The 15228-nt window shown below is 48.0% G+C and carries 13 protein-coding genes; 4 read left to right on the forward strand and 9 right to left on the reverse strand.

Annotated features, from left to right (window positions below; genetic code table 11):
• Positions 1-17: 17 nt before the first annotated feature.
• Both cysI and ACH32G_RS08445 read left to right on the forward strand, forming a co-directional pair.
• The gene (gene cysI / locus ACH32G_RS08440) at positions 18-1733 is read left to right on the forward strand and encodes an assimilatory sulfite reductase (NADPH) hemoprotein subunit (RefSeq protein ID WP_448814205.1); all 1716 of its coding nucleotides are present in this window, start codon (positions 18-20) and stop codon (positions 1731-1733) included.
• Between the two features lie 288 nt (positions 1734-2021).
• Complete coding sequence (locus ACH32G_RS08445; RefSeq protein ID WP_047477146.1) at positions 2022-4037, forward strand: Na+/H+ antiporter; 2016 nt, start codon at positions 2022-2024, stop codon at positions 4035-4037.
• Between the two features lie 42 nt (positions 4038-4079).
• Here the strand turns inward: ACH32G_RS08445 and ACH32G_RS08450 are convergent, their stop codons facing one another.
• Positions 4080-4565: a hypothetical protein gene (locus ACH32G_RS08450; protein ID WP_049627362.1), complete on the reverse strand. Its 486-nt coding sequence runs from the start codon at positions 4563-4565 to the stop codon at positions 4080-4082.
• A gap of 221 nt (positions 4566-4786) precedes the next feature.
• On the opposite strand from ACH32G_RS08450, the gene ACH32G_RS08455 reads away from it, so the two are divergent.
• A complete protein-coding gene (locus tag ACH32G_RS08455; protein WP_007410023.1) occupies positions 4787-5617 on the forward strand; it encodes an aldo/keto reductase in 831 nt (276 codons plus the stop codon).
• Between the two features lie 34 nt (positions 5618-5651).
• Here ACH32G_RS08455 and ACH32G_RS08460 read toward each other — a convergent pair whose 3' ends face one another.
• From ACH32G_RS08460 to modA, 7 genes are all read right to left on the reverse strand, one after another.
• Complete coding sequence (locus ACH32G_RS08460; RefSeq protein WP_448814206.1) at positions 5652-6797, reverse strand: ABC transporter permease; 1146 nt, start codon at positions 6795-6797, stop codon at positions 5652-5654.
• A gap of 1 nt (position 6798) precedes the next feature.
• Entirely contained in the window at positions 6799-7893 is a 1095-nt protein-coding gene (locus ACH32G_RS08465) for an ABC transporter permease (RefSeq protein ID WP_448814207.1), read from the reverse strand.
• Positions 7894-7916: 23 nt separating this feature from the next.
• Positions 7917-8852 (reverse strand): ABC transporter ATP-binding protein, encoded by a 936-nt coding sequence (locus tag ACH32G_RS08470; RefSeq protein ID WP_049627358.1) that lies wholly within the window; start codon positions 8850-8852, stop codon positions 7917-7919.
• Between the two features lie 119 nt (positions 8853-8971).
• Positions 8972-10075, reverse strand: coding sequence for a sensor histidine kinase (locus ACH32G_RS08475; protein ID WP_029575310.1), 1104 nt, complete (start codon positions 10073-10075; stop codon positions 8972-8974).
• A 5-nt stretch (positions 10076-10080) separates the two neighbouring features.
• Complete coding sequence (locus ACH32G_RS08480; RefSeq protein WP_007410028.1) at positions 10081-10728, reverse strand: response regulator transcription factor; 648 nt, start codon at positions 10726-10728, stop codon at positions 10081-10083.
• A gap of 93 nt (positions 10729-10821) precedes the next feature.
• Positions 10822-11505: a molybdate ABC transporter permease subunit gene (modB, locus tag ACH32G_RS08485; protein ID WP_448814208.1), complete on the reverse strand. Its 684-nt coding sequence runs from the start codon at positions 11503-11505 to the stop codon at positions 10822-10824.
• Positions 11486-12283, reverse strand: a complete 798-nt coding sequence (gene modA, locus ACH32G_RS08490; RefSeq protein WP_448814209.1) for a molybdate ABC transporter substrate-binding protein — start codon at positions 12281-12283, stop codon at positions 11486-11488. Before modA ends, modB begins: the two co-directional genes overlap by 20 nt.
• A 117-nt stretch (positions 12284-12400) precedes the next feature.
• On the opposite strand from modA, the gene ACH32G_RS08495 reads away from it, so the two are divergent.
• Entirely contained in the window at positions 12401-13327 is a 927-nt protein-coding gene (locus ACH32G_RS08495; RefSeq protein WP_448814210.1) for a substrate-binding domain-containing protein, read from the forward strand.
• Positions 13328-13355: 28 nt separating this feature from the next.
• On the opposite strand, the gene ACH32G_RS08500 is transcribed toward ACH32G_RS08495, so the two are convergent.
• Positions 13356-15212 carry an LTA synthase family protein gene (locus ACH32G_RS08500; protein ID WP_448814211.1) on the reverse strand — a complete coding sequence of 619 codons (1857 nt, stop codon included), beginning with the start codon at positions 15210-15212 and terminating at the stop codon, positions 13356-13358.
• Positions 15213-15228: the final 16 nt, after the last annotated feature.

Here is a 15228-nt window from a genome sequence, read left to right on the forward strand (position 1 = left end):
AAAGGAGCTTATTCAGCATGGTGAACAACATTTTAAAAGCGCCGGAAGGCCCTCCAAGTGATGTTGAGGAAATTAAAGAAAAAAGTGATTATTTGCGCGGCACATTGAAAGAAGTCATGCTTGACCGGATTTCAGCCGGCATCCCGGACGATGACAACCGGCTGATGAAGCATCACGGCAGCTACCTGCAGGATGACCGCGATCTCCGCAATGAACGTCAGAAACAAAAGCTTGAACCGGCTTATCAATTCATGCTGCGCGTCCGGATGCCAGGCGGCGTGTCAACTCCGGAACAATGGCTTGTCATGGATGAACTGGCGCAAAAATACGGAAACAATACATTAAAGCTGACAACGCGCGAAACGTTCCAAATGCACGGAATTTTAAAATGGAACATGAAAAAAACGATTCAGAAAATCAATGAGGCGCTGCTTGATACCATTGCGGCCTGCGGAGATGTCAACCGAAACGTCATGTGCGCATCAAATCCGTATCAGTCTGAAATCCATGCGGAAGTGTACGAATGGTCGAAAAAACTGAGTGACGACCTTCTTCCGCGCACGAGAGCCTATCATGAAATCTGGCTTGATGAGGAACGGGTGGCGGGCACTCCTGATACGGAAACGGAACCGATGTACGGGCCGCTGTATTTGCCGCGGAAATTTAAAATCGGAATCGCCGTGCCTCCGTCCAATGATATCGATGTCTTTTCTCAAGATCTCGGCTTCATTGCCATTGTAGAAGAAGGCAGACTGATTGGATTCAACGTGGCAATCGGCGGCGGTATGGGAATGTCGCACGGTGATACGGCCACTTATCCGCAGCTTTCAAAAGTCATCGGCTTCTGCAAACCGGAGCAGCTGTATGATGTAGCGGAAAAAACCATTACGATTCAGCGTGATTACGGAAATCGTTCCGTCAGAAAGAATGCCAGATTTAAATATACTGTTGACCGTCTCGGTCTGGAAAATGTAAAAGCCGAGCTGGAAAACCGCCTCGGCTGGCAGCTGGATGAGGCGAAACCTTATCATTTTGACCATAACGGCGACCGTTACGGATGGGTGAAAGGCGTAAAAGGAAAATGGCATTTTACGATGTTCATCGAAGGCGGCCGTGTCACGGACTATGAGGATTATAAGCTGATGACGGGATTACGTGAAATCGCCAAAGTCCATACGGGAGATTTCCGTCTCACCTCTAATCAAAACCTGATTATCGGCAATGTGACGAGCGAGAAAAAGAAACAAATCAGCGCATTAATCGAACAATACGGTCTGACAGACGGCCGGCAGCATTCCGCCCTGCGCCGCAGTTCAATGGCTTGCGTCGCTCTTCCGACATGCGGGCTCGCCATGGCCGAAGCGGAGCGGTATCTGCCGAAGCTGATTGATAAAATTGAAGCCATTGTTGACGAAAACGGTCTGCGGGATGAAGAAATCACCATCCGTATGACTGGCTGCCCGAATGGCTGCGCCCGCCATGCGCTCGGCGAAATCGGATTTATCGGAAAAGCGCCGGGAAAATATAATATGTATTTAGGAGCTGCATTTGACGGCAGCCGTTTAAGCAAAATGTACCGGGAAAATATCGGTGAAGAGGAGATTCTCAGTGAGCTCCGCACCATTCTGCCGCGTTATGCGAAAGAGCGCGAGGAAGGCGAACACTTTGGAGATTTCGTCATCCGTGCGGGCATTATTAAAGCGACAACAGACGGAACGAATTTTCACGAATAAGATGAGCTGCTGAAACAATTTACTGAACAGTAAGAACGCAGCCGTGCGAAAAGCCTGTTTTCATAGAAAACAGGCTTTTTCTTTTTTCGAAAAAAAAGTAGCCGAAGGCAAAAAAAGTTCCCCCTGAGCACGTTATGAGAAATTTTAAATAAAAACGGGTAATATAAGAGAAGAATGGTTGTGTGCGGAAAATATACCGGGCCAGCCCGGTAATTGGCTCCGGCCTTTGACAGGGGCCATGAGAACAGGCAATGATGATTCAATGCAGCAGATGAAGGAGGTCATGCTTTGGACATATTTTTAGTCGTACTCGTACTTTTAACCATCATTGCGATCTCCAATATTATAAATCGGTTTGTCCCCTTTATCCCGGTGCCTCTGATTCAGGTGGCGCTCGGTATCATTGCGGCGTCATTTCCGCAGGGGCTTCATTTTGAACTGAATACCGAATTGTTTTTTGTTTTGTTTATCGCTCCGCTGCTTTTTAACGATGGAAAACGGACGCCGCGTGCGGAACTTTGGAATTTAAGAGCGCCGATTCTGCTTCTCGCACTCGGGCTCGTGTTTGCCACAGTCATTGTCGGCGGTTACACCATTCATTGGATGATTCCGAGCATTCCGCTGGCCGCCGCGTTCGGGCTGGCGGCGATCCTGTCACCGACTGATGTTGTTGCGGTCAGCGCGCTGTCAGGGCGTGTGAAGATGCCAAAAGGCATTCTGCGTCTCCTTGAAGGAGAAGGGCTGATGAATGACGCATCCGGCCTGGTCGCTTTTAAATTTGCGATTGCGGCTGCCGTGACGGGCGCATTTTCGCTGGCGCAAGCCGCGTTCAGCTTTGTTTTGATTTCAGCCGGCGGTTTACTCAGCGGTGTCGTCATTTCTTTTTTGATTATCCGTTTCCGGCTGTTTTTGCGCCGCCTCGGCATGCAGGATGTCACGATGCATATGCTGATTCAAATTCTGACGCCGTTTGTCATTTATCTGGCGGCTGAAGAAATCGGCGTTTCCGGCATTTTAGCGGTTGTGGCCGGCGGCATCACGCATGCGGTGGAGCAGGATCGTCTTGAATCAACGATGGTAAAACTGCAAATCGTCTCTGCAAGTACGTGGAATATTATTTTGTTCATTCTTAACGGTCTTGTTTTCGTCATATTAGGAACGCAAATACCGGATGTGGTTTCTGTTATTTTTAATGATACCGCGTTTAACAATATGATGGTCATCGGGTACATTATCGTCATTACGCTGACGTTAATGATTCTCAGATTTTTGTGGGTGCTGTTTTTTTGGAACGGCAAGTGGTTTTTTAACAAGGATCAGAGCATTTATAAGCCCGGCCTGCGCTCAACGCTGCTGATTTCAGTATCAGGCGTCAGGGGAGCGGTCACGCTTGCGGGTTCCTTTTCCATTCCGTACGTGCTCTCCGACGGCTCACCGTTTCCTGAACGGAATTTGATTCTCTTTTTAGCCGCAGGCGTTATTTTGTGCACATTGGTGCTGGCGACAATCGTACTGCCGATTCTGACTGATAAGCCGGAAGACAATGCGAAAGAAAAGAAAGTCAAATTGCTGACAGCGAGACGGAAGCTGATAAAGGCTGCTTTATCGGCCATCAAAGAAAATATGAATGAGACAAACAAAACGGCTTCTTTTGCGGTCATTGCCGAATACAATGAGAAAATGAAAAATCTCAGGTTTCAGCAGTTCACCGTAAAAAACCGCACGAAAAAAGATGAGCGGAAAGTCCGCGCCCAAGGGATACAGGCTGAACAGGAAGAACTGCTCCGGCTGATTGAGCGGGGCGACATCCCGGAAGAAACGGCTGACAGCCTCCAGGAACGGTTCGATGAGCTGGAAGTGCTTTATACGAATCCGTTTAAAGTCGGCCTATCTAAGAAAAAGCTGAAACGCCTGATGTACTGGATCTTTTTCGGTGAACAAAAAAAGCCGGAAATGTCGATATTAAATGAAGAAGGCCTCATCCGCGCTACAAGGGTTAAAACGGCAAAAGCGGCGATTGAAAGCCTGAAAAAACACATGACCGAAGAAAATAAAGATGTGACGCTTGCCGTCATTTCCTTTTACAATCACTTGATTTTCAGGCTGGGGCACTCGTATCACGAACAGAATCCGAGCCGCCGTTTTGAAAATCAAAAACTCGAGATCAAACTGCGGGCCGTGCAGGCCATCCGCAACGAAATCCAAACATTATTCGAAGAGCGGGAAATCTCCCGCGACATGTCACATGAGCTTCGCCAATACATCAATGATGTGGAAGCGGCGATGCTTGACGGAGATGAATAAATGAAAAAAGTCCGGCATCTGTGTGCCGGACTTTTTCTTTGATTACGGACGATGGAATTCGACGTGATCGCCGTCGCGGTCAAACCAGCCTCTGAAGGCCCAGTTGATCCAGCCGCCATCGCCTTTGTTGGTGAAGCTTCCGTCTTCAAACACCCAAATGCCGTATGTGATGCCGTCATAAACGGCGGAACCGTAAAACTGAACGCCGTTAAAATGATCTTCATATTCCTGGCTTAAATTAAACACCATGACATTATATTTTTGTCCTGAAGCGTAGAATGAAGATTCCATTAAGTTTTTGACGAAGCCGTCTCGGTTTTGCGCCGACTTAATCGCGTCAGCAATCGAATTGCCGATGCCGAGCAGGTCAACATCAATGTTTAAACCGACATCTTTTGCGGAGACATCTGACTTTTGCTGTGCCATGTTTTGAGGGACTGGCTTTTCTTTTGCGGATACAAAGGACAGAGGAGTCAGGGACAAAGCGGCGCCAAGGGCAACGGACATTGGGATGCGTATACGTTTCATCGTATTTCCTCCTTCAATTGTTTGGTGGCTACATTAGCGATTTACCCGGTCAGTTACCGGGCTAACCGGATTTTTTGAAAAATAGGAAAATAATAACGTTAGTGGTGCCGGAGTACTAAAGATGGTTTCTGTTATAACGATGAGCGTATAATTGGTTTCTTACGGCGGAAATGTGAGATAATAATAACCGTTTACATAATGACTAGAAAGGATGGTTCAACGTGGCAAAAAGCTTAAAAGATACTGTAAAGCTTCATAATGGCGTTGAAATGCCGTGGTTTGGACTTGGCGTATTTAAGGTGGAAAACGGAAGCGTAGCGGCGGACTCTGTCGAAGCGGCAATCAGAAATGGCTACCGCAGCATTGATACGGCGGCAATTTATAAAAATGAAGAGGGCGTCGGCGAAGGCATCAGAGCTGCGGGCGTTGCCAGAGAAGAGCTGTTCATCACGTCAAAAGTGTGGAATGAAGATCAAGGATACGAAACGACACTTGACGCGTTTGAGAAAAGCCTTGAGCGCCTCGGCCTCGATTACCTCGACCTATACCTGATTCATTGGCCGGGCAAGGATAAATATAAAGACACATGGCGCGCTCTTGAAAAGCTGTACAAAGACGGCAAAATCCGCGCGATCGGCGTCAGCAACTTCCAAGTGCATCACTTAGAAGAACTGCTGAAAGATGCTGAGATCAAGCCGATGGTCAACCAGATAGAATTCCACCCGCGCCTGACTCAAAAAGAAGTAAGAGATTTCTGCAAAGCGCAGGGCATTCAAGTGGAAGCATGGTCTCCATTGATGCAGGGACAGCTCTTGGATAACGAAGTGCTGTCACAAATTGCGGAAAAACATAACAAATCGGTCGCTCAAGTGATTTTGCGCTGGGATCTTCAAAACGAAGTCGTTACCATTCCGAAATCCATTAAAGAGCACCGCATCATAGAAAATGCCGATATTTTTGATTTCGAACTGTCACAGGAAGAAATGGAAAAGATCAGCGCATTGAACAAAGATGAGCGTGTCGGCCCGAACCCGGACGAGCTTCTGTTCTAAGAAAAAAAACAGCCCTTTGCGGGGCTGTTTTTCTTTACATAAATGTCTGTGTCTGCCGTTTTACGCTGAATCTGTATGCGGCTATTAATAAAAGGGCGGCGGCGAAGGCTCCTAAAATGATGATGTTCAGCGTCAGGCTTTGGAGCGTGCGGCCGTGCTGCAATTGATCTACCGTATCAAGCACCCAGCGCTGAGGCAGAAATTCGGCTATTGTCTGCACTGTTTTCGGCATAATATTGCCCGGAAAAAAGCAGCCGGCGAGCAAGCATGTCGGCACGACGATCAAATTCAAAAGCGCCGATGCCGAAGCGCTGCTGTTGGAAAAACCGACGGCAATAAAGGCGATCCCGATTGCGCTTAATGCAAACAGCATCATCAGGACGAACAGCTGCCACAGCGGGAATGACGGATGAATATGAAAAGCGGCGCCCATAAAGAGAACGGCGAATAGAATTTGGACGGCCATGATAATGATATTCACTGCCGCGTTTGCCAATACATACTGCTTTGACGTGATCGGCGTTGACAGAAGTCTGTAATACGTTCTGTTTTCTCTTTCTTTAATCATCAGTTCCGTCAGGTTGCCGGCGGAATAGAGCATAATGATAATGAGATACCCGATGACTGAGTAAGTCATCTCTTTATGATTCGAAGTATCTTGTAAAACAGCGGACTCCGTTTGAATCGGAGAATGCTTGAAATCGGCGTACATCGCCTGAAAGGCTTTCTCATTTCCGCCGGAAGATTTGCCGATTGAGGCGGCGCTGTTTATATAATTGTACAGATAAGAGCTGACATATCCGGTGACCTGGGCGCCTTTCAGCGAGGTCATGCCGATGTGAGCCGGTTTCCCGTTTTTTACGCTTTGGGAAAAGCCTTTTTCAAACGTAACCAGCGCTTCCATTTTTCCCGATGCGATCTTGGATGAGGCGGACGCAGCCGTTTCCTCCGAAATTTTCACATGATCCAGTCCTTTTAAAAACGTGACCGTATCCTGTGCCACTTCTCCGCCGTCTTGATTGAGAATGCCGATATTGAGCGTTTCGGCTCCGCCGTTGGCATTGGACATGAAGGAGAGAAAGACGCCGATCAGCGGAGCCCCGATATAAAGAATGAGCTGTTTTTTGCTTTTTGTGATTCCTTTGAGCGTGTGTATAAACAGCCACCAGAAGTTTTTCATTTTACAGTCCCTCCCGTCTTTGAAACGTAACCGCGGCAATCAGCAAAAAGAGCGCCGCTAATGCTGTGTTTAAACCAATTGCGGGCCAGGCGGCCGATACGTCATTTGCGTATATGATGTTGTTAATCGCCTTATTGATCCAGGATAAGGGCGACAGGGCGGAAATTCCTCCGCCTTCATATTTATAATAGGCGCCGCCGATAATGGCCATCACTTGAACGATGATGACGGTGATTAATCTGGCGCTTTCTGGTTTTTTGGTCAAATAGCTCAGGCTGAGCCCGAAGCTGACGGCCAAAAGAATTTCAGAGGCGAGAATCAAAAGCACAAGTCCCATGTGGCTGCCCCAATCGGCTTTTAAAATAAATTTGCTGAAGGCGACAACGGCAAGGATTGTCAGTACGTTCACAGCCATAATGCCGAGCATCTTTCCGAGAAAGATATCGCTTTTCCGGAGCGGAGCGGCAATCAGGCGATCGGCTGTGTGCCGTATTCTTTCCCCGCGGAACAAGGTGCTTGCAAAAATCGAGGCGTACAGCCCGATCATCGTCGTCATGGACACCGCGTAAAAATCTTTCGCTTTCGGTTCGTTCGCTTTGTTTAAAGACGTCTGCTTCATATAATCGCTTTTTATTTGTCCGGCGGAAGGTGCCTTATGCGCCTTGTATGCGGCGGCGCCTGCTTTGTATTGGTTGGTGAAAGCGGTCAGCATGCCTTGGACGATCGTGCCGTTCATACCGCTCCGGTCATTTGTATAAACTTGAAAACCGCTGTTTTTGACAGTGACGAAAGCATCCGCCTGATTTTCACGAACGTCGTTTTTGCCTTTTGCCGCCGTATCCGCTTTGTGAAAATAGACATGCTCTTTTTTTGCGGCTTTCATAAACTCAGTAAAATGATGAGAAAGCGGTCCGTTTGACTGGTCCGTATATTCGACCTTGATGTGTCCGACCGTCACCTCTGAATCAAAGGCGTTTGATAATGCCGCAGAGAGAATCATCATAAAGACGATCGGAAAAGCAAGCATGAAAATAAAGGTCCGTCTGTCACGGAAACTGATTTTGATTTCTTTCCCGGCGATGTGCAGAATATTCATTTGCAATCCTCCTTTCAGTTGGGTCAGTCGCGCAGGCTTCTGCCTGTCAGAGTGAGAAACACCGTTTCTAAGTCAGGGGCCTGTTCCTGTAAAGAGCGGATTTCAATTCCTTTGTCCATGAAGTACCGGATCAGGCGGTTTAAATTGTTGACCCCTGTGTCAGAGCTGATTTTCACGCTGTTTTCTTCCAGTGCGGCGGCTCTGACGCCGGGAAGATCCTGAATATCGCCGAGGCTGATGCCGTTTCCGGATGACAGCTCAATGACGACGTCCTTTGTGTCGGTAATGATGGAGGTAAGCTGTTCCTTTGTGCCTTCTGCGATGACTTTCCCGTGGTCAATGATGGCGATGCGCGTGCATATTTCTTCAACTTCCTCCATGTAGTGGCTCGTGTAGATGATCGTGCAGCCCATTTCATTCAGCTTTTTCACTGATTGCAGAATATAATTTCTTGATTGCGGGTCAATGCCGACCGTCGGTTCATCCATGATGATCAGTTTCGGCCGGTGGGCAAGGGCGCAGGCGATATTGAGCCGGCGTTTCATTCCGCCGGAAAAATGCTTCGGCAGATATTTATGTTTATCGCTCAAGCCGACGAATGTCAGGGCTTCCTCGACCCGTTCTTTCAGAGCCGACCCTCTCAGTCCGTACAGTCCGGCGAAGAACTTCACATTTTCATAGGCGTTTAATTCTTCGTAAATGGCGAGGTCCTGGGGGACGATGCCGATATTCATTTTCACGGCTTTGCTGTGTTTGAAAATATCTTTTCCGAGAAACAGAATGTCTCCGTCAGTAGGTTTTAAAAGGCCTGAGATCATGTTGATGGCCGTGCTTTTTCCGGCTCCGTTTGCGCCGAGAAACCCGAAAATCTCACCTTCTTTTACAGCAAGCGACATTTGGTCAACGGCGGCATAATCGCCGAATTTCTTACTCAGCTGTTTGAGCTCCAAAATGTTCATGTTTCCACCTCTATGTCTTATGATGCTCTAATTATAAAAAAAAGAATGAACGGCCGTTAGTGCAGCTGTTCATTCTTTTGACATGAGAATCCTCATATTTTTCACATGAAAACATTCACTTATTCAATAGGCAGTAATGTCGTGACGGAAAAACCCGCCGTGCCGTCAAAAATGACAGTTCCGTGCAGGGCGGCGGCCCGTTCTTCCATACCGAGCATGCCGAGGCCTTTTTTAAAGCGGACGGCGCCGTTTCCGTTATCTTTCACTTCCGCTTTCACGGCTTTATTCAGCACTTGAATATCAATGGAAATCTGCGCGGCATCGGCGTATTTCATCGCATTGGTCAAAGCTTCGGTTACGTTTTCCTGAATGACTTTCCAATGCATCTGCGTCAGCCTGTCCAAATCGCCTTGATGCGTAAACGGAACCGGCATGCCGTTTTTAGCCGAAAATTCATCAATAAATATTCTTAATCGGTGAATGCCCATTTGTTCAGCGGGCGGTTTCATATTTTTCAGCGTAATGCGGATATCCTCTATGCCCTCTTTGGAAATCGTAATGGCGTTTTGAAGCAGTTCAGCCGCTTTGTCCGGACGGGAGCCGAGCATCCGCTTCGCCGCTTCCATTTGAATGAGCGCGCCGGTCATGGAGTGGCCGATTTTGTCATGGATGGCTTGGGACAATCTGTTTCTTTCCTCGAGTTTGCCGGTATACTCCGATTGTTTGATATATTCTGTGCTGCTGTGCAGCTGTTTCGTCAGCTTTTCAATGCTTGCCCGCATGCTGTCTGACTGCCCCTCATATGTCTTCAGCCGATCGTTTGACCGGGCGGCCAAAACGAAAATCGCCAGACAGAACAAGGTCATGACGGTATACGTCGGAAGATCGCCGTACGGGATAAATAAAAACGGCAAAAACACGAGCAGGCAGCACACATAGCGGTGAACCGGATATTCGGCAAGAACGGCAAAAATGGCGGGCGGCAGAAGAAACAGAAACGCCGGATGGCCTCCGGCGGAAAGCAAGGCGGTCAATGCCAGCGTCATGAGGGTGATCCCGCGCCTCCAAGCGGTCGGCCTGATCATGCAGACCGCAATGCCCAGACACAGATAAAGCAGCAGAAACAAGACGGCGTACGGCATGTAATGGCGGTCGGCCGATACGAACAAAAAGGCCGTATAAAAAATGACGATCAGTCTGCTCATCAGCATCCAAAAATCCATACCGTTCAACGCCCGTTATCCACCTTCCCGGTGATATAATAAATCGCGATCTGCGTTCTGTGCTCAAGACCCGTTTTCCCTAAAATAGATGAAATATAATTGGCCGTCGTCCCTTCAGAAATGAAAAGCTGTTTTGAAATTTCTCTGTTCGACAGTCCTTTCGCAATAAGCGACATGATGCTGAGCTCTCTTTCAGTAAACTGGCTTTCATCAATTTGATGTGCGGCTTCCGCCGGACGGAAAAGGCTGTCTTTTATTTTATCCAGCACGGTGTCCTGAAGGATGCTGTGCCCGTTGAAGACGCTTTTGATCGCATCGCGGATCCGTTCCGGTTCGGTGTTTTTTAATAAATATCCTTTTGCGCCGTTTTTAATCGCTTCTAAAATATACTCGTCGTCGTCAAATGTCGTCAGGATCATCGGCTTCGTATCCGTTTCCTCCGCGATCCGTTTTGCGGCTTCGACGCCGTTCATCACCGGCATGCGAACGTCCAATAAGGCGATATCGACGGGATTGTGTTTACAATACTCTGCCGCCTCTAATCCGTTTTCCAGCGTTGCCGATACTGTAAATTCCTCATATGTATGCAGAATGATTTTCATTCCTTCTCTGATGAAAGAATTATCATCCGCGATAATGACATTAATTTTCATAGCCGCACCCTTTGTGTGTTTTTGTTTCATTATATACCATCCGATTTTAAATCAAAAAGCCTCCCGGCGAAATGTGTGCGGAAGGCGGATCGGTCAAGCCGGTTTTTTCAGTTGGATGAAAAACAGCATCAGAAAAGAAATAATCATAATACAGATCACCCACACCCAGGCGAGTGTTTCATTGCCGGAATCCATCGCGACGTAAATCGCTGTCGGCAGCGTTTGGGTGACGCCCGGGATATTCCCCGCAAACATTAAAGTCGCCCCGAATTCACCGAGCGCCCTTGCGATACTGAGAATGCTTCCGGTCAAAAGGGACGGAAAGGCAAGCGGGACGGAAATGCGGGTGAATACCTGCCATCTGCCGGCTCCGTCTACTTTCGCCGCACCTTCGATGTCAGAATCAACCGCGGCGAAACCTGTTTTGGCAGACTGATACATAAGCGGGAAGGCGACAATGGCCGAAGCGATCACCGCGGCCCACCACGTGAAAATGACGGGCTGGTGAAAAATCCGCTCGATCGCCCGGCCGATAAAGCTGTGTTTCCCGAAAATGATAATGAGGATGAAGCCGACAACGGTAGGCGGAAGAACGAGCGGGAGCATAAACAGCGTCTCCACAGCCGTTTTTCCGGGAAATCGCGCTTTCGCCATCCAGGCGCCTGCAAGTGTTCCGAGAAGGATGACGGCGATGCCCGAAGCCAAAGCCACCTCAAAAGACAATACGACTGGGGTGAAAAATTCCGAAGCCGTAATGTTACTTGGCAGTAAATCCATATTTCTTAAACACTTTCATAGCTGCATCTGACTGCAGATACTGATAAAACGCTTCTGCTTCTTTACGGTGCTTTGTATCTTTGACGATGCCTAGCGGGTACACGATCGGATCGTGTGTTTTCGCCGGTGCTTCATCGGTGATTTTCACCTTTTTCGAAATGAGAGCGTCTGTTTTATAGACAAGCCCGGCATCGACATTTCCGGTTTCAACATAAGAAAGCACCTGGCGGACGTCTTTGGCATAGACGACTTTATCTTTTACCTTGTCCCACAGGGATAATTTAGTCAATGACTGTTTGGCGTATTGTCCGGCCGGAACGGATTCAGGCGTGCCGAGCGCGATTTTTTCCGTGCTGTCTTTTTTCAGGTCATTCAGATGTGTAAGGTGTGCGCTGTTTTTCTCAGGCACGATCATGACCAGTTCGTTTTTCAAAAGGTCCGTGCTGTCCTTTTTGTCGATATCGCCGTCATGAACAAGCTTTTCGAATTTATCTTCGGCTGCCGAGAAGAATAAATCTGCTCCCGCGCCTTGGGAAATTTGTTTTTGCAGTGTGCCTGATGATCCGAAGTTGTCTTGGATGGCAACGTTTGAATGTGATTTTTCGTAGTTGGTTTGGATTTCTTTAAGCGCGTCCTGAGCGCTGGCCGCTGCGGAAACGGTCAGCGTTACTTTCTCGTTTTGTCCGCCTTTGGCCGATTGTCCGGATGAGCAGCCCGCAGTTGCGAGAAAAACGGCCATAACCGCAGTTGTGAATAGTGTCGCTTTCTTTTTCAACATTGTGCACCCCTTATAACTAAATATCATTAGATAAAACTAATTATAACGTAATTGTACGTGAGGGTGCGGTTTTTTTTCAATATGTGAACCGTTATAATAAAAACGGAGCGTGATAATATGACAGAAGCCACTTCCTATACAATAGAAGAAGTTGCGGGCCTTTTGAAGGTCTCAAAACTGACAGTATATGATTTGATAAAAAAAGGACTCATTTCGGCGTACAGGGTCGGAAGACAGATGAGGGTCGATGAAGAGGACTTGAAACAATATAAAGCAAACATGAGGATGTCTAAAGAGCCATCAGCAGTCAAGGAGGCTGATCCGCCCCTCAGGCCGGAGCCGGAAAAAAGGCGGTCTGTTATCATCAGCGGCCAGGATGTGTCGATGGATCTCCTCAGCAAACAGCTGGAACAAAAGATACAGGCGTCACCGCTCCGTAAGTACAGCGGCAGCTTAAACAGCCTGATCGAAATGTACCGCGGGGCCTGCGACATCGTCAGTCTGCATCTGTATGATGGGGAGACGGGGGAGTATAACATCCCGTATGTGAAGCGCATTCTTTCAGGAGAGCCGTTTGCGCTCTTTCATGTCGTGCTTCGGCAGGCCGGATTATACGTGAAAAAGGGCAATCCGCTGAACATTCAGGGCCTTCAGGACTTGAGCCGAAAGGATATCCGTATCGTCAATCGCGAAAAAGGATCAGGCGTGAGGGTGCTGCTGGATGAACAGCTCAGATCATTCGGCATCACGCCGTCTGAGGTTGCCGGCTACCATGACATTGTCACGGATCATCTGTCAGCGGCTTCACAAGTATCAAGCGGCAAGGCGGATATCGGAGTCGGGTCGCAGCATGCGGCGTATATGGCAGGCACGGACTTTATCCCGGTAATCAGTGAGCAGTACGATGTGGTCGTCTTAAAACAAAACCGGGAGCTTGTTCAAAGCGTGCGGGACGTTCTTAATTCTGAGGAATTCAAGTCTCAGCTTTCTCAATTATCCGGATATGATACGAAAATGACCGGTCGGCTCATATATGAAACATAAAAAACCCCTCCAATGACGGAGGGATTTTTTATTGTTTGTAAAACCGCAGCAGGTCGCCGTTTAATATTTTATCGGAGAGCATCAGCTCTTGTTCCGCTTTTTCTTTCTCATCGCTGCACGCGCCCATGTCAGAAAGCGGTTCGCACGTTTTGCGGCTGTAACACGTATTTTTCGTATAAATATGATCATTCGTGATAAAGCTGCCGTTTCTCAGCACAGCAAACGGAGTCCGCTCTTTGGAAAACAGGTCATTGCCGAACTGAATGCTGCCTTTCGTTTCAATGCCGAGCAGGTGAAGCAGCGTCGGTCTTACATCAACCTGTCCCGCGGCGGAAGCGATCGTTTCCGGCTCACGGTCGGTCACCCCGGGAATATGAATGATAAACGGCACGCGCTGAAGCTGTACCGTATCAAACGGCGTGATTTCTTCTTTTCCCAAGAATTCGGCAAGTCCTTTATTGTGGGCTTCGGATATGCCGTAATGGTCTCCCATCAGTACGATCATCGCGTTGTCATACAGCCCTTCTTTTTTCAGCTTGTTGAAAAAGTGTTTTAGCGCCTCATCTTCATAGCGGACCGTCGTCACATAACGGTTTAACAAATCACTGCTTGTGTCCGGTTCCTCAATGAGCTGATCCTGTGTTTCAATTTCAAAAGGAAAATGGTTGGTCAAAGTCAGCAGGCTTGCGTAAAACGGCTGCGGAAGCTTCTTTAATTTTTCCGCTGACTGTTCGAGAAACTCCTTGTCCTTCAGGCCCCAGCCCGTTGAATTTTCCGGTGTCACTTTAAATTCATCCGCGTCGAAAAAACGGTCGATGCCGAATGCTCCGTACATCTCATCCCGGTTCCAAAAGGCCTTATGATTGGCATGCAGAACGGCCGAATAGTACTGATGGTCTTTTAACGTATGGTACAGCGTATTGAACCGGTGGCCGCTTTTTGTGAAAAAAACGGCGCCGCTTGAAGACGGATACAGCGAATTCGCAGTAATGAATTCTGAATCTGAGGTTTTTCCCTGTTCGGTCTGCTGATAAAAATGAGTGAAGTCATAGCTTTTTTTCCGCAGCTTATTCATAAACGGGGTAATCTCCCGCCCGTTGACCCGTTCATCCATCACAAAACGCTGTGTTGATTCAAGCGTGACAAAAATCACATTACGCCCTTTAGCAAGCCCGAATTTCGAATCGGACGGGCGGCTGTAGTCGGCTTGGGTGTAGTTCGCGACCGCCGCAAGACTGTCTTCGTCGGCAAACGCTTTAGCCCCTGCATTCAGCGTCTGCGAAATGGTGTCATACAAATGAAAGTGGAACAGGCCGATTCCTTTTACGAGCGCTTCACGATCAAAAGGATGCCTGAACAGCTTCGGCTGCTCGGCCTCAGACAGCGCAAGGTTGCACAGCATGAGGCCGGCTGATGCCCACGCATACGCTTTAACAGTCCGGGAGCCCGCTTTTCCCTTACCGGCTTTATGCTTTCCTGCTAGGTAAAACAGAACCGCAATATCCGCGAATAAAGCGATATACAGCGGGTGAAACAGCTCTTGGACGCTGCTTCCCATATCGCCCATATTGCTTGCCTGAAACAAAACCGGTATGGTGATAAAATCAATATAAAACCCGTAAAACACCGTATTCGCAATTAAAATCCCCGTCAGCATCACATTCGCCGAAAGCAGAAAGATCCGCTGCTTTTTTTCCGTCAGCAGCAGGCCGATGCCGAACAGCGGCACAATAAAGCTCAGCGGGTTAATGAGAAGCAGACATTCCTCAAGAACAGAATTGTTCTGCAGATCAAAACCGAGCTTGTAAACGACGTATGTTTTTATCCACATGAACAGGATGGACAGGCATAAAAACCGATGATTGCTGAAAAAGGATTTCTTCATATGTATGACTCCTCAC

Source organism: Bacillus sp. CIS52, from assembly GCF_053545315.1.